This window comes from Nocardioides halotolerans DSM 19273 (assembly GCF_000422805.1).
In the GTDB taxonomy this organism is placed as follows: domain Bacteria; phylum Actinomycetota; class Actinomycetes; order Propionibacteriales; family Nocardioidaceae; genus Nocardioides; species Nocardioides halotolerans.
On the sequence record NZ_KE383925.1, the window covers coordinates 139739 to 158815 of the forward strand.

The window sequence follows — 19077 nt, forward strand, 5'->3', positions numbered from 1 at the left end:
CCAGTCCGTGGCGCCAGCTTCGCGGCGCCTGGCTCGCTGGCGCTCGCTGCGGCGCAGGCGCCACGGCCCGGAGGCCGATCGCGGGGCGCCTCGCTTCGCTCGGAACTACCGGTCGCTTCGCTCCCATCGCTCCTGTTGCGTTGGCCCGGACGAGGGCCCGCGCCCGGCTCGCTGGCGCTCGGCGGCTGTGGCTGCGTCCTTCCTCCGTAGTACGGCCTCGAGCGGCCGCCCGTTTCGAGCCGTCTGGCCGTGCCCCCTACGCTCAACGATCGTGTCCGCCGCTGATCCTCGCCATGCGCCGCTGACCGCGCGCGGCCGCGAGGACGTGTCGGTGGTGGTCGTCAGCCACGACGGCGAGCGCTGGCTGCCGACGGTCCTCGAGGGGCTGGCCGCGCAGCTCGCACCGATCGACCACCGCGTCGGCGTCGACACCGGCAGCAAGGACGCGTCTGCCGGTCTCCTCGAGGACGCGTTCGGCGCCGACCACGTCGTCACCGTGCCGTCCTCGACGGGGTTCCCCGCCGCGCTGCGGGCCGGTCTCGCGCTTCTCGACGAGCTCGGCTCGCCGACCGAGTGGGTCTGGGTGCTCCACGACGACTCGAGCCCGCACCCCGAGGCGCTCCTCGCGCTGCTGGCCGGTGCCGCCGACGACCCGGACGCCGACGTGCTCGGCCCGATGCTGCGCGAGTGGCCCTCGCTGAAGCGCCTGCTCGAGCTCGGCGTCACGATCTCCGGCACCGGCCGCCGCGAGACGGGCCTGGAGCGGGGTGAGTACGACCAGGGCCAGTACTCCGAGCCGCGCCACGTGCTGGCCGTCAACACCGCCGGGATGCTGGTGCGCCGGCGCGTGCTCGACGAGCTGGGCGGTCTCGACGACGAGCTGCCGGTCTTCGGCAACGACCTCGACTTCGGTTGGCGCGCGGCCGCGGCCGGTCACCGCACGGTGGCGGTGCCGCAGGCGGTGGTCTTCCACGCGGAGGCCGCGCACCGGGGGCTGCGCCGCACGCCCCTGACCGGCCGGCACACCCACTACCAGGAACGCCGCGCGGCGCTCTTCACGCTACTCGCCAACTCGCGGTCCCGCGTCTGGCCGTGGCAGGCGGTCCGGCTGGCGTTCGGGACGCTCGTGCGGATGCTCGGCTTCCTCGCCGTCCGCTCGCCGGGGCAGGCGCTGGACGACCTCGCGGCCTACGTCTCCGTGGTGTCCCACCCCGGCGGCCTGCTGGCCGCCCGCCGCGTCCGGCGCGCGGCGGCCACCGCGGAGCCGGAGGCCGCGAAGTCGCTGCTGGCGCCGCGCTGGCTCCCCTACCGGCACGCGCTCGACGCCGTCAGCGACCTCGCGACCGCGCTCACCCACTCGGCCGCCGACGTCGCCGAGCGTCGGCGGGCGGCCGCCGCGGAGCGCGACCCCTCGTCGTTCGCCGCGCGCCGCACGGCCGAGCGCGAGCGCCTCGAAGACGAGGAGGAGGTGGTCGAGGACTTCGGCATCGTGGCCCGCTTCCTCACCAACCCCGTCGCCGTGCTGCTGGCCCTGACCGTCCTCGCGATGCTGGTCGGCGCCCGGTCGGCCGTGGGGCACGTCTCCGGCCCGGGGCTCTCGCCGGCACCCGACCACTGGCACGACTGGTGGTCGCTCCACCTCTCCTCCTGGCACGAGCTCGGTCTCGGCACCGCCGTGCCGGCGCCGCCGTACGTGCTGCCGATGGCCCTCCTCTCGACCCTCGTCGGAGGCAGCCCGGCAGCCGCGGTCTCGGCGGTGCTCGTGCTCGCGGTGCCGTTCTCGCTCTGGGGCGCGTGGCGGTTCCTGCGCGTGGCGGGCCGGCTCGCGACCCCGGCCGGCGCGAACCGCTGGCTGATCCTGTGGGGCGCGACGACCTACGCCCTGGTGCCGGTCGTCTCCGGCGCCTGGGGGCAGGGCAGCCTCGCGCCGGTGCTGTCGGCCGCGCTGCTGCCCTGGCTCGCGCACGCCGCCCTCGGCTTCGCCGACCCCGAGGCCGACCGGCGCTGGCGGGCGGCCTGGCGCACCGGCCTGCTGCTCGCGCTCGTCAGCTGCGGCACGCCGCTGGCGTGGGTGGTCGCCGCGCTCGTGGGCGTCGTGGTGGTGCTCCTCGCGTTCACCCTGCTGCCCGGCATCGGCCGGGACCGCTCGGCGTGGGGGCCGCCGGTGGTCGCCCTCCTCGTCGTCCCGGTGCTCCTGGCGCCGTGGTGGCTGCCGGCCCTGGTGCACGGCGCGGGGGAGGGGCTGCTGCTGGACGGTGGGCTGCTCCCGGTGCCGACCCCCGACGGCGTCGAGCTCGGGCTCGGGCGGTTCCACGAGGTCGGCGCGCCCTGGTGGCTGGGCGTGGTCCCGCCCGCGCTGGCCGTGCTCGCGCTGGTGCCCAGGCGGACCCGGATCCCGGTGCTCATCTGCTGGCTCGTCGCCCTGCTGGCGGTCGTCGCGGCCGTGGCGCTGGGCTCGGTCACCCTGGACCTCGCCGCGCTGTCGACGCCGCCGGGGCTGGGGTTCCTCCTGCTGCTCGTGCAGGCCGCGATGGTCACCGCCGTCGTCCTCGGTGCCCTCGGTGTCGAGCGGCCCGGCGGCGTGCTCCGGGGAGTAGTCGCGCTCCTGGCCGCGGCCGCGGTGCTCGCCCCGCTCGGCGGGCTGGTCTGGTTCGTCACCGAGGGCGGGGACGACCTGACCGACGACCGCGAGGCCGGCATCCCGGCGTACATGGTGCAGAGCTCGGAGCAGGGGGCGGAGCACGGGATCCTCGTCGTCCGCGGCTCGCTCGACGACGGCCTCAGCTACACCGTACGCCGCGACGACGGGATCACGACCGGCGAGGACGAGGTGCTCGACCTGACCAGCGAGGACCGCGGCTTCACCGCGCTCGTCCAGGGGCTCGCCGCCCGACCGACGCCCGACGCCGTGGCGGCGCTCGCCTCGCGCGGGATCGAGTACGTCGTGCTGCCGGCGCCGGCCGACGGGGAGGTCGCCGCGGCCCTCGACGCGACCGCCGGTCTCGAGCAGGCCAGCGCCGACGACCGCAGCACCCGCGCGTGGCAGGTCGACCTGCCCCTCTCGGCGAGCGACCTCGACGGGCCCGGCTCGTGGTGGCGGGTCGCGCTGCTCGTCCTCCAGGGTGTCTCGATCGTGGCCGTGCTCGTGCTGTGCGCGCCGTCGACCGACCGTGAAGGAGGCCGGCGATGAGGCGCCGACCGGGGGCCGACGTGGTCCTGGCGGTGCTGCTGCCCGCGGCCTGCGCGCTGGCGCTGCTCCTGCTGCACCCCGACCGCTCCGAGCCCGGGGGCGGGGCGCCCGTCGAGACGCCGCTGACCTCGGCGTCCGTCGTGTGCCCGAGTGCGCTGGCCGGCAGCGGGGCGGACACCCTCGGGGTCACCGTGGTGGGGGCCGACCCGAACGCCACGCTCGAGGGCGACGTCCAGGCCGGGCTCGGTGCCGAGTCCGTCCCCCTGCCCGTCCGGGGTCGCCGGGTCTCGCTCGCGCAGACAGGTGCCGGGCCGACGGTGGTGACCGGTGCGGGCGAGCTCGCCCCCGGTCTCGTCGCCGGACGCTCGCAGTCGGCGCCGCTCGCCGCGGTCGACTGCGCTCCGCCGGTGGCCGGCCAGTGGTTCACCGGGGTGGGCGCGGACGCGACCCACGACTCGGTGCTCGAGCTGGTGAACCCCAACGCCGGCCGAGCCATCGCCGACGTCACGGTCCGCTCGCCGGGCGGGGTGCTCGAGGTGCCCGCGCTCCGCGGCGTCTCCGTGCCCGGCCACAGCAGCGTCCGGCTCGACCTCGGGACCGTGGTGCCCAACCGCGCCGAGCTCGCGCTCGAGGTGCACACCAGCCGCGGTCGGCTCGCCGTGCACGTCGTCGACGCCTACGACCAGCTCGGCTCCGGAGCCGCGGGTCAGGACTGGCTGCCGGCGCAGGCCGAGCCCGCCACCGAGAGCCTGCTCCTCGGTCTCTCCAAGGGTGCCGGCGGGCGGACGCTGGTGCTGGCCAACCCGGGTGCCGACGAGGTGCGCGCCACGCTCTCCGTCGTGACGCCGACCTCGACCTACGCACCCACCGGTGTCGAGGACGTCCGGGTCGCCCCGGACTCCACCGAGGCGGTCTCGCTCGACGACGTGCTCGCGCAGGCCGCCAAGGACGACGCGATCGGGCTGCTGGTCGAGTCGAACGGGCCGGTGACCTCGACCCTCCGCCAGATTGCGCACGACGACCTGTCGCTGCTGACGACCGCGCCGGTGGTCGACGCGCTCACCGCGGCGGTGCTGCCCACCGGGCCGAAGCACGTGCTCCTCGCCGGCGCGAGCGGGACGGGCACGGCGACCGTGACGGCGTACTCCGCGCGCGGCAAGCAGCTCGACCAGCAGGAGGTCGGGCTCGCTCCCGACGCCGGCGCCGACGTCACGCTGCCGGACAAGGCCGTCCTGGTCACGGTGACCCCGACCGGCACCACGGTGCGCGCGGCGGTGCGGCTCGACGGCGCGGGCACCGCCGTCGTCCCCCTGCGCGAGCTGGTGCTGACCGGGCTGGTGCCCGACGTCCGCCCCGGCGCGCCCTGACCCCGCGGGTCGGAAGCCTCAGCCCTGGACCAGGTCGCCCTGGTGGAGGTCGGCCTTGCCCAGCCCCTCGAGGAGCAGGCCGACGTGGTCGCCGACCGTCGCGGTGTCGCGGACCTTGCGGAACATCTCGACGCCCGTGACCTCCGTCGTGAACGCGACCCCGCCGTCGCGGACGACGTCGACGGCCATGCCGACCCGCACGGTCCCGGACTCGACGCGACCGGTGACGACGGTGCCCCGGTTGGTGATCGAGAAGACGTCCTCGACCGTCATCCGGAACGAGCCGTCGCCCGGCGTCCCGGCCGGGGCCGTCGCCGCGACACCCGCGCCGGTGGGACTGGCGGCGTTCGCCTCCTCGAGCAGGGCCTCGACGCTCCGGTCATCCACCTTCTTGCCGAACGGCCACCACGCCATCGCGTCCTACTCTCCTTCGTAGCGGGGGTCGACCCGCTCCGGGTCGATGCCGAGGAGCTCGGCGACCTGCTCGACCACGACGGTCAGGACGAGCGCCTCGAGGTCGGCGCGGGTCTCGGCGCGGTGCTCGATGGGGCGCCTGAACAGCACCAGCCGGGTCGGCGTGGCGCCGCTGCCGCGCACGAGGGAGGCGAGCGGCACCTGGTCGGTCTCCCAGTCGTCGGGGAGCTGGGGCGCATCCTCGACGGCGTACTCCACGAGCCCGAGCTGGTCCTGCCAGCGCTGGTCGATGCCGGTCACGATGCCCAGCGCCAGGTCGTCGAACCGCTGCCGCGGGGTCGGCAGCTCCGGGTGCCCGGGCAGCCGTGGCAGGACACCTGGGCCGCGCATCCCGCGGCCGCGCCGGTCGCGGCGCCGGGAGGGCCTGGCGGTGCGGTGGTCCACCTGCAGGAGCGTAGTGGTGTCAGTCGCGCGAACCGGTCAGCGCGCCTCGACGACGCCGAGCCGCACCGGCGGTACCGTCCAGTTCGTGAGCCCTTCCCGGCGCTGCTCGCGCACCGCGTGCGACCGTCCCGCGGTCACCACGCTCACCTACGTCTACGCCGACCAGACGGCGGTCCTCGGCCCGCTCGCGACGTACGCCGAGCCGCACGCCTACGACCTGTGCGACCAGCACGCCGAGCGCCTCTCGGCCCCGCGCGGCTGGGAGGTCCTGCGGCTGATCTCGGACATCTCCCCGCGCGGCCCGTCCGACGACGACCTGCTCGCGCTCGCCAACGCGGTCCGCGAGGCGGCCCGCCCGGTGCCGGCCGCGACGGCGCCGCCGGCCACCGAGCACGGCTCGCGCGAGACGCTGCGTCGAGGCCACCTGCGGGTGCTCACGCACGACGAGGACTCGGCGTACTGACCCCGTCGGCGCCCGACTAGGGTCTCGCGCATGGCGGAACCCACCGGCGTCGACCCGGACGTCGTCCGGGCGGTCTTCAAGGCCTACGACGTCCGGGGGCTGGTGCCGGAGCAGGTCGACGAGCCCCTCGCCCGCGCGACCGGCCGGGCGCACGCCCAGGTCACGGGTGCGGACACCGTCGTCGTGGGCCACGACATGCGGCCGAGCTCGCCGGGGCTCGCCCGCGCCTTCGCGGACGGGGCGGCCGAGGCCGGCGCGGACGTCGTGATGATCGGCCTGGCCTCCACCGACATGCTCTACTTCGCCTCTGGCCACCTCGGCGTCGCGGGGGCGATGTTCACCGCCAGCCACAACCCGGCGGCGTACAACGGCATCAAGCTGTGCCGCGCCGACGCCGTGCCGCTCGGCCGCGAGTCCGGGCTCGACGAGATCCGAGACCTGGTGGTCACGCCGCGAGCGGTCGGCGGGCGGGGTGGCGAGGTGCGCGACCTCGACCTGCTCGAGGCCTACGCCGAGCACCTGGTCTCCCTGGTCCCGATGACCGGCTCGCGACCGCTGCGAGTCGTGGCCGACGCGGGCAACGGGATGGCCGGCCACACCGCCCCAGCGGTGTTCGAGCGGCTCCCGGCGGGGCTGGTCGAGCTCGTGCCGATGTACTTCGAGCTCGACGGCACCTTCCCCCACCACGAGGCCAACCCGATCGAGCCGGCCAACCTGCGCGATCTCAAGGAGCGCGTGGTCAGCGAGGGTGCTGACCTCGGTCTGGCGTTCGACGGCGACGCCGACCGGTGCTTCCTGGTCGACGAGCGCGGCGCCGCGGTCTCGCCGTCCGCGCTCACCGCGCTGATCGCGAGCCGCGAGCTGGCCAAGGAGCCGGGCGCGACCGTGATCCACAACCTCATCACCAGCCGCGCCGTCCCCGAGCTGGTCCGCCGGCTCGGCGGCGTCCCGGTCCGCACCCGCGTCGGGCACTCCTACATCAAGGCCACGATGGCCGAGACCGACGCCGTGTTCGGTGGCGAGCACAGCGGCCACTTCTACTTCCGCGACTTCTGGCGGGCCGACTCCGGCATGCTCGCGGCGCTGCACGCGCTCGCCGCGCTGTCCGAGACCGACCAGCCGCTGTCGCAGCTCATGGCCGACTACGACCCCTACCCGCTCAGCGGCGAGCTCAACTCCGAGGTCGCCGACACCCGTGCGGTCACCGACGCCGTCGCCGCGGCGTACGCCGACCGCGACGGCGTCACCGTCGACCACCTCGACGGCCTGACCGTGAGCCACGCCGACTGGAGCTTCAACCTGCGGCCCTCCAACACCGAGCCGCTGCTGCGGCTCAACGTCGAGGGCCGCGACCGCGCCATCATGGAGCGGGTGCGCGACGATGTGCTGGCCCTGATCCGGAAGGACGACCACTGATGAACCTCTCCGACGAGCTGCTCGCGATCATCGTCTGCCCCGACTGCCACGGCGACCTGGCACCGGTGGAGACCGACGACGGGGGTGAGCTGGTGTGCCAGGCGTGCGGCCTGGCCTACCCGGTGCGCGACGACATCCCGGTGCTGCTCGTCGACGAAGCCCGCCGCCCCGGCTGAGCGCGGGTCCCCGTGGTCACCTGGTTCGACGAGTCGCGGCTCGACGACGAGTCCGCGCTGGCCGCCCACGACCTGCGGCTGCGCACGCTGGCCGAGTCCGGCGCGCGAGTACGCCGCGAGGCCGGCGAGGCCGCCGCCGCGACCGAGGAGGCCGTGTCGCGGGCCGCGGAGCAGGGCCGCCCGCGCGCGGTGATCGCCGCCGGGCCTGACTCGCGCCTGCTGCGCGCGGTGCTCGAGCCCTGGTGCCCGGTGCCGTTCGTGGCCTGGCCCGGTCCGGCGCTGCCCGGCTGGGCCGGCAGCCTCGACCTGGTCGTCGTGCTGGCACCGGACGGCTCCGACACCGGCACGGCGTCCGCCGTGGCCGAGGCCATCCGCCGGGGCTGTCAGGTCGTGGTCGCTTGCCCGCCCACCTCGATGGTCGCCGAGCACGCCGCCGGGCGCTGGAGCACGATCCTGCCGACGGTCACCCGCGACCAGCTCGCCACCGCGGTCGTGGTGCTCGCCTACCTCGACCAGGTCCAGCTCGGGCCCGCCGCCGAGCCCGAGCCCGTCGCCGAAGCCCTCGACGAGGTGGCGATCGCCTGCTCGCCGACCCGCGACATCGCCGTCAACCCGGCCAAGATGCTCGCCCTGGCGCTCGCCGACGCGAACCCGCTCGTCTGGGGCGGCACCGTGCTGGCGGCGCGGGCCGCGCGCCGGGTGGCGGAGTCGATCCGGCGCGCGAGCGGGCGCACCGCGCTCGCCGGCGACGCCGAGCACCTGCTGCCCGTGCTCGAGGCGGCCCGCCAGCGCGACGTCTTCGACGACCCGTTCGCCGGCGGCCAGTCCGACCCGCGGCCGATGCTGCTGGTCCTCGACGACGGGTCGGAGGAGCCCGTCGTCAGGGAGCAGCGCGGCCGGCTGCTGGCCGCGGCGTCCTCGCGCGGCGTCCGGGTCGAGACCGTGAGCACCGACGCGCCGTCGGAGGTCGCGCGCTACGCCTCGCTCCTCCTCTCGGGCACCTACGGCGCGGAGTACCTGCGGGTCGGCCTCGTCGAGGAGTGACCGCCCTCCGGCACTGCCCCGGGGGGTGTCGGGGAGTCGTCGGTCGGGTACGTCCTCTTCGTGGCCGTCAGCACCAGCGCACCGCCTGTCGCGAAGACCCGCGACCCGTGGTGGGACAACGCCAAGATGGCGCTCGTCCTGCTCGTCGTCGTGGGGCACGCGTGGACGCTGCTGCCGCACTCCGCCCTCAACGACCACCTCTACGACTTCCTCTACGCCTGGCACGTGCCGGCGTTCGTGTTCGTGACCGGCTACCTCTCGCGCTCCTTCACCTACGAGCCGCGGCGGCTCTGGCAGCTGGTGCGCACCCTGGTGGTGCCCTACGTGCTCTTCGAGTGCGCGCTGGCGCTGTTCCGGATCTACGTCGGCGGCGAGAAGCTCGAGGACCTGTTCCAGGACCCGCACTGGCCGATGTGGTACCTCGCCGCGCTGTTCTTCTGGCGGCTGATGACCCCGATCTTCAAGCGGCTCCCGACCCTCGTGGCGATCTCGACGGCGGTGGTGGTCTCGCTCGTCGCGGGGCTGTACGCCGGCGACACGCTCGACGTCGCCCGCGTCCTGGGCCTGCTGCCGTTCTTCGTGCTCGGGCTCGTGTCGACCAAGGACGCCATGGAGCGGCTGCGCGCGCCCTGGGTGCGCAAGGCAGCGGTGGTCTACTTCGCGGCGGTCGCGGTGCTGACCACGTGGACCGACCAGCTCGCGCAGACCGAGTGGCTCTACTACCGCTCGCAGTACGGCGAGCTCGACGTCAGCGACGGCCGGGCCCTGCTCACCCGCGCCGCGCTGATCACCATCGGGATGCTCGGCGCCTGGTCGTTCGTGGCGCTGGTGCCGCGCATCGCGGGCTGGTTCACCCGCATGGGCGCGGCCACGCTGGTCGTCTACCTCTTCCACGGCTTCGTCATCAAGGGTGCGGCGTACGCCGGCTACATGAGCTGGGCCGACGAGCACGCCTGGCTCTCCCTCCCGCTGACCACGCTCGCCGCCGCTGGGCTCGCGCTGGTGCTCGCCTGGCCGCCGGTCGCGAAGGTGCTGACCCACGCCGTCGACCCCTTCGCGACCGCCGAGCGACGGGTCAAGGAGGCAGTGCGGCTCGCCGAGGCGCCGGCCCAGGCCGACCAGATCGCGGTCGTCGTCGAGGAGGCGGCCGTCGAGGAGGCGATCGCCGAGCAGGCCCGGGCGGAGAGGGCGGCGGCGGTGGGGACTGGGGTCGCTCGGTAGGTTTCAGCCCATGAGTGCCGGGCTGTTCGGCCTGTTCGACGACGTCGCCACGCTGGCCAGGATGGCCGCCGCGTCGGTCGACGACATCGGCGCGGCCGCGGGCCGGGCCAGCGTGAAGTCGGCCGGTGTGGTGGTCGACGACACGGCCGTGACGCCGCAGTACGTCCACGGCATGGCAGCCGAGCGCGAGCTGCCGATCATCGCGCGCATCGCCCGGGGCTCGCTGCGCAACAAGTTGCTCTTCATCCTGCCCGCGGCCCTGCTGCTCAGCCAGTTCGTGCCGTGGCTGCTCGCACCGATCCTGATGCTCGGCGGCACCTACCTCTGCTACGAGGGGGCCGAGAAGGTGTGGGAGCGGCTGCGCGGCCACACCGAGCACGAGCTCGCCGCCGAGGCCGGCCCGGAGGCCGAGGAGGCCATGGTCGCGTCCGCGATCCGCACCGACTTCATCCTGTCGGCCGAGATCATGGTGATCGCGCTCAACGAGGTCGCCGACGCGTCGTTCGTCCCGCGGGCGCTGATCCTGGCGGTGGTGGCGATCGCCATCACCGCGCTGGTCTACGGCGTGGTCGGGGTGATCGTGAAGATGGACGACGTCGGGCTGAGTCTCGCCCAGCGCTCCTCGGCGGCGGCCCAGCGGATCGGGCGCGGCCTCGTGCGCGCCATGCCGAGGCTGCTCGCCGCGCTCTCGGTCGTCGGCGTCGCGGCGATGATCTGGGTCGGCGGCCACATCCTCCTGGTCGGCACCGACGACATCGGCTGGCACGCGCCGTACGAGCACGTGCACCACTGGGAGGAGAGCGTCCACGACGCCGTCGGCGGCATCGGGGCGGTGCTCGGCTGGCTGGTCAACACCGGTGTCTCCGCGGCGATCGGGCTGGTCGTCGGAGCGGTCGTGGTGAGCGTCGCGCACCTGCTGCCGCGACGCGGCACGGAGGCCGCCGACCACTGACCTCGGCGAGGACCCCGGGTGTGACCTGGGGTACGCCGAGGATTCCGTCTTCGGGCGGCGGCAGCCCTACGCTTTCGGGGTCCGCGTGGGAGATCCCAACTACGCGCAGATGCGCGGCGCAGACCTGACTCCACCGTTCCCAGGAGACACGACATGGACTTCAAGGTCGCCGACCTCAACCTGGCCGACTACGGCCGCACCGAGATCACCCTCGCCGAGCACGAGATGCCGGGCCTGATGGCGATGCGCGAGCGCTACGGCGACTCGAAGCCGCTCGCGGGCGCCCGGATCGCCGGCTCGCTGCACATGACGATCCAGACCGCCGTCCTTATCGAGACGCTGGTCGCCCTCGGCGCCGAGGTGCGCTGGGCCTCCTGCAACATCTTCTCCACCCAGGACCACGCCGCGGCCGCCGTCGCCGTCGGCCCGAACGGCACGGTCGACGCCCCCGCCGGCGTCCCGGTCTTCGCGTGGAAGGGCGAGACGCTGGAGGAGTACTGGTGGTGCACCCAGCAGATCCTCATGTGGCCCACCACGGACGGCAAGCCGAGCTTCGCCAACATGATCCTCGACGACGGCGGCGACGCGACCCTGCTCGTGCACCTCGGTGTCGAGATGGAGAAGACCGGCGTCGCGCCCGACCCGGCCTCGGCCAAGAGCCACGAGCAGAAGGTCATCTTCGACGTGCTCAACGCGTCGTTCGCCGAGACCAAGGAGCGCTGGACCCCCATCGCGGGTGAGATCAAGGGCGTCACCGAGGAGACCACCACCGGCGTGCTGCGTCTCTACGACATGATGAAGGAGGGCTCGCTCCTCTTCCCGGCCATCAACGTCAACGACTCGGTCACCAAGTCGAAGTTCGACAACAAGTACGGCTGCCGACACTCGCTCATCGACGGCATCAACCGCGCCACCGACGTCCTCATCGGCGGCAAGGTCGCGGTCGTCTGCGGCTACGGCGACGTGGGCAAGGGCTGCGCGGAGTCGCTACGCGGCCAGGGCGCCCGCGTGATCGTCACCGAGATCGACCCGATCTGCGCACTCCAGGCCGCGATGGACGGCTACCAGGTCGACACCCTCGACAACGTGCTCGACGTCGCCGACATCGTGATCACCGCGACCGGCAACAAGGACGTCGTCTCGGTCGACCAGATGAAGCGGATGAAGCACAACGCGATCCTCGGCAACATCGGTCACTTCGACAACGAGATCGACATGGCCGGCCTCGAGGCTGACGGCGTCGCCACCCGCAAGAACGTCAAGCCCCAGGTCGACGTCTGGACCTTCCCTCCCAACGACTCGGGGGAGCGCAACTCGATCATCGTCCTCTCCGAGGGCCGGCTGATGAACCTCGGCAACGCGACCGGCCACCCGTCGTTCGTCATGTCGAACTCCTTCACCAACCAGGTGCTCGCCCAGATCGAGATCTTCACCAAGACCGAGGAGTACCCCACCGGCGTCTACGTGCTGCCCAAGCACCTCGACGAGGAGGTCGCCCGGCTGCACCTCGACGCGCTCGGCGTGAAGCTGACGACGCTGTCGGACGAGCAGGCGTCGTACCTCGGTGTCCCGGTCGAGGGTCCCTACAAGGCGGACCAGTACAGGTACTAGACACAGGCAAAGACAGGAGCCCGGGCAGCCTCGCTGCTCGGGCTCCTGTGTGTCATGGGGTGCGCGAGCAGGTGTGCTCGCGCGTCTCTGCCGCGGCTCGGTCGGGTGCCATGTGCGTTGACCCGGCGCAAACTTTCCTCCCCCGCTTCGCTCCTCCGGACAAGTTTGTGCCGGGTCAACGCTTGTCGAACTGCGTTCGACGGGCACACTTGCGGCATGGCTGAGCACGCCGGAGCGGCGACGGACCTCGCGACCAAGGGTCGGGTCCTCGTCGTGGACGACGACGCCTCGCTCGGGGAGATGCTCACGATCGTGCTGCGCCAGGAGGGGTTCGACGGACGGGTCGTGACCCGCGGCGACCTCGCGATGGAGGCGTTCCACGAGTACCGCCCCGACGTGGTCCTGCTCGACCTGATGCTGCCCGGCAAGGACGGCATCGACGTCTGCAAGGAGATCCGGGCCGAGTCGGGCGTGCCCATCGTCATGCTCACCGCGAAGGGCGACACGGTCGACGTGGTGGTCGGCCTCGAGTCCGGCGCCGACGACTACGTCGTCAAGCCGTTCAAGCCCAAGGAGCTCGTCGCCCGGATCCGGGCGCGCGTGCGCCGCAACGACCGCGCCGCGCAGGAGTCGCTGGCGATCGGCGACCTGTCGATCGACGTCGCCGGTCACGCGGTCACCCGCAAGGGCGAGCCGATCAACCTCACGCCGCTGGAGTTCGACCTGCTGGTCTGCCTGGCGCGCAAGCCGTGGCAGGTGTTCACCCGCGAGGTGCTGCTCGAGCAGGTCTGGGGCTACCGGCACGCCGCCGACACCCGGCTGGTCAACGTGCACGTGCAGCGGCTGCGGTCGAAGGTGGAGCACGACCCCGAGAACCCGGAGATCGTGGTGACGGTCCGGGGCGTCGGCTACAAGGCCGGCAACGCGTACTGAGACGACGGCCGTGCTGCGCGCCCGCCTCCTTCGAGGCCCCCGCACCTCGGGGCACCCGCCGCGTCGGCTCCCCGGGGCGTTCCGGCGCGGGCTGACGTTCTGGCGCCGTTCGATCCAGGCCCGGGTCGTCGCGAGCACGGTCATCCTCACCGCCGTCGTCATCGCGGCGGTCGGCTGGCTGCTGCTCCAGCAGACGCGCGACGGCCTGCTCGACCAGCGCGTCGAGGCGGTCACGAGCGAGGTGGCCGACGAGGTGCAGGAGGCCAACGGCCTGCTCGGCTCCGCCTCGGGGCAGGACGCCGACCCCTCGGTGCAGCGCAGCGACCTGACCGACCTCATCATCCAGCGGGGCAGCACGCGCGGGTACGGCGTCGTGGTGGCCGGCCCCGTGGGGGAGGGCGTCCGCATCGCCGACGGCGGCACCGAGCGCAGCAGCCACTTCGCGGCCGCCAGCGTGCCGTTCTCCCTCGAGCGGCGCTTCGACGAGCCGGGTGCGCGCGACGCGTGGACCTACACGACGATCGTCCGCACCGACGGCGACGGCACGATCGTCGCGCGCGAGCCGGGCATCGCGGTCGGCGCCCAGGTGCAGCTGCCCGCGGACGGCAGCACCTACACGATCTACTTCCTGTTCCCGCTCGACGAGCAGCAGGCCACGATGGAGCTGGTCACCCGCGCCCTCCTGACCGCCGGCGTCCTGCTGCTGGTCCTCGTGGCCGGGGTGAGCTGGCTGGTCACCCGGCAGGTCGTCACGCCGGTGCGGATGGCCCGCCGGGTCGCCGAGCGCCTCGCCGCCGGCCGGCTCCAGGAGCGCCTGCGCGTCTCGGGAGACGACGACCTGGCCCGCCTCGCGACGTCGTTCAACCAGATGGCCTCCAACCTGCAGCGCCAGATCCGCCAGCTGGAGGAGCTGAGCCGGGTGCAGCGCCGCTTCGTCTCCGACGTCTCGCACGAGCTCCGCACGCCGCTCACGACGGTGCGGATGGCCGGCGACGTGCTGCACGACGCACGCGGCGACTTCGACCCGGGCACCGCGCGCGCCGCCGAGCTCCTCCAGATGGAGCTCGACCGGTTCGAGACGCTCCTGGTCGACCTCCTGGAGATCAGCCGCTTCGACGCGGGGGCCGCCGTCCTCGACACCGACGACGTCAACCTCGTCGACGTCGCCCACCGGGTCGTCGACACCACGCGGGCCCTGGCCGAGCAGCGGAACGTGCGGCTGCGGGTCGAGGCCCCCGACCACCCGTGCTTCGCCGAGGCGGACGTCAGGCGGGTGGAGCGCGTGGTGCGCAACCTCGTCACCAATGCCATCGACCACGCTCACCCGGACCCGTCGCGCGAGGACACCGCGGAGGTCGTGATCCGGGTCGCGGGCGACGACCAGGCGGCCGCGATCGCCGTGCGCGACCACGGGGTCGGTCTGGCCCCGGGTGAGTCGGCGATGGTCTTCAACCGGTTCTGGCGGGCCGACCCGGCCCGCGCGCGCACCAGCGGCGGCACCGGCCTCGGGCTCTCCATCTCGATGGAGGACACCCACCTGCACGGCGGCTGGCTGCAGGCCTGGGGCCGACCGGGGGAGGGGTCGCAGTTCCGGCTCACGCTGCCCCGCCGGGTGGGCGGGTCGCTGCGGCAGAGCCCGCTGCCGCTCGTCCCCGAGGACGCACCGGAGCCGGTCCGGTGAGGCGCCGCAGGCCCGCCGCGACCGTGGTGGTCGCCGCCTGCCTCCTCCTCTCGGCCTGCGGCGGGCTGACCATGCCCGACCACGGCCCGATCCACGAGACGACGTCCAACGGCTCCAACCGCGACGACGAGCCCGCCAGCATCGACCCGCCGGGCCCGAAGCCCGGCGACTCGCGCGAGGAGATCCTGCGCGGGTTCCTCTACGCGATGCGGGCCACGCCGGCGATCCGGACCTCGGTGGCCCGCGAGTTCCTGACCGACGAGGCCGCGGCCGACTGGCAGCCCTCGGGGATGGTCATCTACGACACCGTCCGGACCCCGCTCAGCAGCGGCCTGGCCGAGGCGCGGATGGCCGACGCCTACAGGATCGACGAGCGCGGCGCCTGGCTCGGCCGCGTCACCTCGGACGACGCGACGGTGCCGTTCCCGATGGAGCTGAGGGACAACGAGTGGCGGATCTCGCAGCCGCCGCCCTACCTCATGGTGACGCGGTCGTGGTTCGACCAGCGGTTCCGCCAGGTCGCGCTCTACTTCTTCGACCCCTCGGCCGCGATCCTCGTCCCCGAACCCGTGTTCGTGCCGAAGGGCAGGCAGTTCGCCTCGTCGCTGGTCAACGGTCTCCTCCAGGGGCCCTCGAGCGAGCTGTCCGAGGTGGGCTACCTGCCGCCCGACCTGCGCTCGATCTCCGTGCCGGTCTCGGCGAACGGCGTCGCGCGGGTGGTGCTGAGGAGCGACACCGGCGACGTGCTGCCCCCGTCCCCCGAGCAGGCGGACCTCCTCGTCTCCCAGCTCGCCTGGACGCTGCGCCAGGAGCCGTCCATCGACCGCTTCCAGGTCACCATCGACGGCCGGCAGGTCCAGCTGCCCGGGCAGAGCTCGGAGTTCAGCGTCAACCACGGTCACGAGTACGCGCCGTACGTCGCCGGCTCCAGCACCCTGCTGTTCGGGGTCAGGGGCGGCGTGATGGTGGGCGGGAGCCCGCAGAACCTCCAGACCGTCACCGGCCCGTTCGGCTCCGGTGGCTACGTGCTGCGCAGCGTGGCCGCCGACCTCCGGGCCGAGCAGGCCGCCGGCGTCTCGGCGTCCGGCACCACGCTCTGGCTGGCCCCGGTCAAGGCCAACGGGTCGCCGGCGACGCGGCTGATCAGCGACGGCCAGGACCTGCTGCGCCCCGCCTGGGACTTCAGCGGCAGGCTGTGGGAGATCGACCGCCGCCGCGGTGGCGCCGTCGTGAGCTACGTCCTCGGCGGCGAGGTGCACACCCTCGACGTGTCGGGGATCAGCGGCGAGAACGTCAAGGACTTCCTCGTGTCGCCCGACGGGTCGCGACTCGTCGCGGTGGTGCGCGAGAGCGCCGATGTGGACCGGGTCGTGGTCAGCCGCCTCCTCACCACCGGCGACGGCCTGGTCGCCGGCGCCACCGCTGCCGAGCCGATCACCGACGCCTCGCCGACGGGCCAGATCCGCGACATCGCGTGGCGCTCGCCGACGAGCCTGGTGATCCTCCCCGGCTCCCGCACGGTGTTCCAGGTCCGCAGCGCCTCGGTCGACGGTGCGAAGGGCGCCGACTCGCTCGCGGTCCCGGTCGAGGGCGACGTGCTCGCCCTGGCCGGCACGCCGGTCCCGGACGAGACGAGCTACGCGTTCACGCGAGGCGCGCTCATCGACCTCGACGACCCGCAGGGCACCCCGGTCACGATCGATCCCGAGGTGGAGAGCCTCAACTACGTCGGCTGAGCCGGGCTCCGCGAGCCGTGCACAGGCCCGCCGTCGGGTGCGGCTGTCCACCGACCCGGCCGGGTCTCGCCCGGCGCCGGGCGCGGGCGGCTTCGATGGAGCGGTGACCGGGACCGTGCGCGACGGTGCGCTCGACCTGCTGCTCGGCGGCGCGTGCGTCGGCTGCGCCCGGCCGGGCCGGCTGCTGTGCCCGGGCTGCCGCGACGAGCTGCCGGCCGCGGCGACCCCGGCGTGGCCCACCCCGGTCCCCGCGGGACTCGTCGAGCCGTGGGCCGCCGCGGTCTACGAGGGCACCGCGCGAGCGATGGTGCTGGGTCTCAAGGAGCGCGGCCTGCTGGGGCTGGCCGGGCCGCTCGGGAGCCTGCTGGCCGCGGCGGTGTCGTGCGAGCTGCCGCGCGGGGGCCGGGTCGTGCTCGTCCCCGTGCCGTCGCGCCCGCGCACCGTGCGGGCGCGCGGCCACGACCCGACCCGCGCGGTCACGCTCCGGGCGGCCCGGCTCCTCCGGCGGGGCGGGCTCGACGTCGGGGTGGCGAGCCTGCTCCGCCTGCGCGCCGGCGTCGTCGACCAGGCCGGCCTCGACGCGGCCCAGCGGGCGGCCAACCTGCGGGGGTCGATGCGGCTCCGGGCGCTCGCCGTACGCCGGGCCGGGTTCGAGCGGCGCCCGGCGCGGCTGGTGGTCTGCGACGACGTGCTGACCACCGGGTCCACCGCGCGCGAGGCCCAGCGCGCACTCGAGGTCGCCGGCCTCGACGTGGTGCGGGTCGCCGTCGTGGCCGCCACGCCCCGTCGGATCTCACCGGCTGGACACCCGGGCTGAGGGGTTCCCGAAAGAGGCCGCAAGTCCCTTCCCCGTCCTTGGGTGGCCGCGTACCGTCGATGCATGGAGACCACCCGAGGACGATGAGCCCGGGGGGACTCCCCGGGCTCTTCCGTTCTCAGGTCGTCTCCTGGTCCGACCGAGCAACGCCAAACGGGAGGTTCACATGGATGTCGTGGTCACCGGCCGCCACTGCGAGATCAGCGACAGGTATCGCAGTCACGTCGAGGAGAAGCTGACCAGGCTCGAGAAGCACGACCACCGCATCATGCGCGTGCAGGTGGAGGTCGACTGCGAACCGAACCCGCGCCAGCGTGACCGCGCGGTCCGGCTCGAGCTCACGGCGTTCTCGAAGGGCCCGGTGATCCGCGCGGAGGCCGCCGCCGCCGACAAGATGGCGGCCCTGGACCTCGCGCTCGACAAGATGGCGGCGCAGATGCGGCGCGCGGCCGACCGCCGGCGCGTCCACCACGGCCGGCACGCGCCGGTGTCGGTCGGGCAGGCGCTCGCCGACGCCGACGAGGCGCCGCAGGTCGACGCCGACGACGAGGTCCACGAGCGCCAGGTCGGGCCGATCGAGGTCACCGGCGACGGCCCGCTGGTGGTCCGCGAGAAGGTCCACCCGGCGACCCCCATGACCCTCGACCAGGCGCTCTACGAGATGGAGCTGGTCGGCCACGACTTCTACCTGTTCGTGGACAAGGAGAACGACCGGCCGTCGGTCGTCTACCGCCGCCGCGGCTACGACTACGGCGTCATCGCGCTCGACCTGAGCTAGTGCGCCCCCAGGGGCGGGACCTGCGCGGGTTGGCCCATGTGGGTCACCCGGCGGGCCGCCCGTATGCCCCGTCCGTGCCCGTGACACCGCCCAGTCGTGTCATGATGCGCGGGTGGTGGACACGAAGCACGGGGACCCGGAGCCCATCCGGGTGCTGGTCGTCGACGACCAGGAGCTGTTCCGGCGGGGGCTGACGATGCTTCTTGCCGCCGAGCCGGGGGTCGAGGTCGTCGGCGAGGCCGGCGACGGGCTGGAGGGCACCAGCCTGGCCGCGACGGCCGCGCCTGACGTCGTCCTGCTCGACATCCGGATGCCGAAGCGCTCCGGCATCGAGGCCTGCCTGGCGATCAAGGAAGCCGTCCCGTCGGCCAAGATCATCATCCTCACCGTCTCCGACGAGGAGGCCGACCTCTACGAGGCGGTCAAGAGCGGCGCCTCGGGCTACCTGCTCAAGGACTCCTCGATCGAGGAGGTCGCCCAGGCCATCCGTGTGGTGGCCGACGGCCAGTCGCTGATCAGCCCGTCGATGGCGGTCAAGCTGATCGACGAGTTCAAGCAGATGTCGCGCCCCGAGCGCGAGCACGTGCCCGGCCTGCGCCTGACCGACCGCGAGCTCGAGGTCCTCCGCCTGGTGGCGAAGGGCATGAACAACCGCGAGATCGCCCGCGACCTGTTCATCTCCGAGAACACCGTCAAGAACCACGTCCGCAACATCCTCGAGAAGCTGCAGCTGCACTCCCGCATGGAGGCAGTCATGTACGCCGTCAAGGAGAAGTTGCTCGACCTGCCGTGACCTGATACCCCCGCGAGCTGCTGGCTGGACACCCCCGCGAG

The 19077-nt window shown here is 73.7% G+C and carries 17 protein-coding genes; 15 read left to right on the forward strand and 2 right to left on the reverse strand.

Annotated features, from left to right (window positions below; translation table 11 throughout):
* Nucleotides 1-271: 271 nt before the first annotated feature.
* Both G514_RS0120860 and G514_RS0120865 read left to right on the forward strand, forming a co-directional pair.
* Entirely contained in the window at nucleotides 272-3190 is a 2919-nt protein-coding gene (locus G514_RS0120860; protein WP_169576529.1) for a glycosyltransferase, read from the forward strand.
* Entirely contained in the window at nucleotides 3187-4557 is a 1371-nt protein-coding gene (locus G514_RS0120865) for a DUF5719 family protein (protein ID WP_157545091.1), read from the forward strand. The genes G514_RS0120860 and G514_RS0120865 overlap by 4 nt, the downstream gene beginning before the upstream one ends.
* An 18-nt stretch (nucleotides 4558-4575) precedes the next feature.
* On the opposite strand, the gene G514_RS30010 is transcribed toward G514_RS0120865, so the two are convergent.
* Together G514_RS30010 and G514_RS0120875 are read right to left on the reverse strand one after the other, a co-directional pair.
* The gene (locus G514_RS30010; RefSeq protein ID WP_084152278.1) at nucleotides 4576-4971 is read right to left on the reverse strand and encodes an EF-Tu/IF-2/RF-3 family GTPase; all 396 of its coding nucleotides are present in this window, start codon (nucleotides 4969-4971) and stop codon (nucleotides 4576-4578) included.
* A 6-nt stretch (nucleotides 4972-4977) separates the two neighbouring features.
* Nucleotides 4978-5415: a metallopeptidase family protein gene (locus G514_RS0120875; protein ID WP_028653330.1), complete on the reverse strand. Its 438-nt coding sequence runs from the start codon at nucleotides 5413-5415 to the stop codon at nucleotides 4978-4980.
* An 85-nt stretch (nucleotides 5416-5500) separates the two neighbouring features.
* Here G514_RS0120875 and G514_RS28155 point away from each other — a divergent pair, with 85 nt between their 5' ends.
* The 13 genes from G514_RS28155 (at nucleotide 5501) to G514_RS0120940 (ending at nucleotide 19036) form a co-directional block, all read left to right on the forward strand.
* On the forward strand, nucleotides 5501-5878 hold the full coding sequence (locus tag G514_RS28155; RefSeq protein ID WP_036565908.1) for a DUF3499 domain-containing protein: 378 nt from the start codon (nucleotides 5501-5503) through the stop codon (nucleotides 5876-5878).
* Between the two features lie 30 nt (nucleotides 5879-5908).
* Nucleotides 5909-7294, forward strand: a complete 1386-nt coding sequence (locus G514_RS0120885) for a phosphomannomutase/phosphoglucomutase (protein WP_028653331.1) — start codon at nucleotides 5909-5911, stop codon at nucleotides 7292-7294.
* The gene (locus tag G514_RS30015) at nucleotides 7294-7470 is read left to right on the forward strand and encodes a Trm112 family protein (protein ID WP_084152279.1); all 177 of its coding nucleotides are present in this window, start codon (nucleotides 7294-7296) and stop codon (nucleotides 7468-7470) included. Before G514_RS0120885 ends, G514_RS30015 begins: the two co-directional genes overlap by 1 nt.
* Before the next feature lie 12 nt (nucleotides 7471-7482).
* Entirely contained in the window at nucleotides 7483-8514 is a 1032-nt protein-coding gene (locus G514_RS0120895; RefSeq protein WP_028653332.1) for an SIS domain-containing protein, read from the forward strand.
* 60 nt (nucleotides 8515-8574) lie between these two features.
* Nucleotides 8575-9735: an acyltransferase family protein gene (locus tag G514_RS28160; RefSeq protein ID WP_051247949.1), complete on the forward strand. Its 1161-nt coding sequence runs from the start codon at nucleotides 8575-8577 to the stop codon at nucleotides 9733-9735.
* Between the two features lie 10 nt (nucleotides 9736-9745).
* Nucleotides 9746-10687 carry a DUF808 domain-containing protein gene (locus G514_RS0120905; protein ID WP_028653333.1) on the forward strand — a complete coding sequence of 314 codons (942 nt, stop codon included), beginning with the start codon at nucleotides 9746-9748 and terminating at the stop codon, nucleotides 10685-10687.
* A gap of 153 nt (nucleotides 10688-10840) precedes the next feature.
* On the forward strand, nucleotides 10841-12298 hold the full coding sequence (gene ahcY, locus G514_RS0120910) for an adenosylhomocysteinase (RefSeq protein WP_028653334.1): 1458 nt from the start codon (nucleotides 10841-10843) through the stop codon (nucleotides 12296-12298).
* A gap of 216 nt (nucleotides 12299-12514) precedes the next feature.
* Complete coding sequence (gene mtrA / locus G514_RS0120915; RefSeq protein ID WP_051247951.1) at nucleotides 12515-13231, forward strand: MtrAB system response regulator MtrA; 717 nt, start codon at nucleotides 12515-12517, stop codon at nucleotides 13229-13231.
* A 13-nt stretch (nucleotides 13232-13244) separates the two neighbouring features.
* Nucleotides 13245-14912 carry an MtrAB system histidine kinase MtrB gene (gene mtrB, locus G514_RS0120920; protein WP_036565917.1) on the forward strand — a complete coding sequence of 556 codons (1668 nt, stop codon included), beginning with the start codon at nucleotides 13245-13247 and terminating at the stop codon, nucleotides 14910-14912.
* Nucleotides 14909-16648 (forward strand): LpqB family beta-propeller domain-containing protein, encoded by a 1740-nt coding sequence (locus tag G514_RS0120925; RefSeq protein WP_028653337.1) that lies wholly within the window; start codon nucleotides 14909-14911, stop codon nucleotides 16646-16648. Before mtrB ends, G514_RS0120925 begins: the two co-directional genes overlap by 4 nt.
* Before the next feature lie 103 nt (nucleotides 16649-16751).
* Nucleotides 16752-17465, forward strand: coding sequence for a ComF family protein (locus G514_RS0120930; RefSeq protein ID WP_051247954.1), 714 nt, complete (start codon nucleotides 16752-16754; stop codon nucleotides 17463-17465).
* 166 nt (nucleotides 17466-17631) lie between these two features.
* On the forward strand, nucleotides 17632-18243 hold the full coding sequence (hpf, locus tag G514_RS0120935; protein ID WP_028653339.1) for a ribosome hibernation-promoting factor, HPF/YfiA family: 612 nt from the start codon (nucleotides 17632-17634) through the stop codon (nucleotides 18241-18243).
* A gap of 112 nt (nucleotides 18244-18355) precedes the next feature.
* The gene (locus G514_RS0120940; RefSeq protein WP_028653340.1) at nucleotides 18356-19036 is read left to right on the forward strand and encodes a response regulator; all 681 of its coding nucleotides are present in this window, start codon (nucleotides 18356-18358) and stop codon (nucleotides 19034-19036) included.
* Nucleotides 19037-19077: the final 41 nt, after the last annotated feature.

Bases quoted from the DNA above. Each gene is read 5' to 3' on its own strand.
- G514_RS0120865 (WP_157545091.1), top strand. From the start codon at position 3,187: ATGAGGCGCCGACCGGGGGCCGACGTGGTCCTGGCGGTGCTGCTGCCC.
- G514_RS30010 (WP_084152278.1), bottom strand. From the start codon at position 4,971: ATGGCGTGGTGGCCGTTCGGCAAGAAGGTGGATGACCGGAGCGTCGAG.
- G514_RS0120885 (WP_028653331.1), top strand. From the start codon at position 5,909: ATGGCGGAACCCACCGGCGTCGACCCGGACGTCGTCCGGGCGGTCTTC.
- G514_RS30015 (WP_084152279.1), top strand. From the start codon at position 7,294: ATGAACCTCTCCGACGAGCTGCTCGCGATCATCGTCTGCCCCGACTGC.
- G514_RS0120905 (WP_028653333.1), top strand. From the start codon at position 9,746: ATGAGTGCCGGGCTGTTCGGCCTGTTCGACGACGTCGCCACGCTGGCC.
- ahcY (WP_028653334.1), top strand. From the start codon at position 10,841: ATGGACTTCAAGGTCGCCGACCTCAACCTGGCCGACTACGGCCGCACC.
- mtrA (WP_051247951.1), top strand. From the start codon at position 12,515: ATGGCTGAGCACGCCGGAGCGGCGACGGACCTCGCGACCAAGGGTCGG.
- hpf (WP_028653339.1), top strand. From the start codon at position 17,632: ATGGATGTCGTGGTCACCGGCCGCCACTGCGAGATCAGCGACAGGTAT.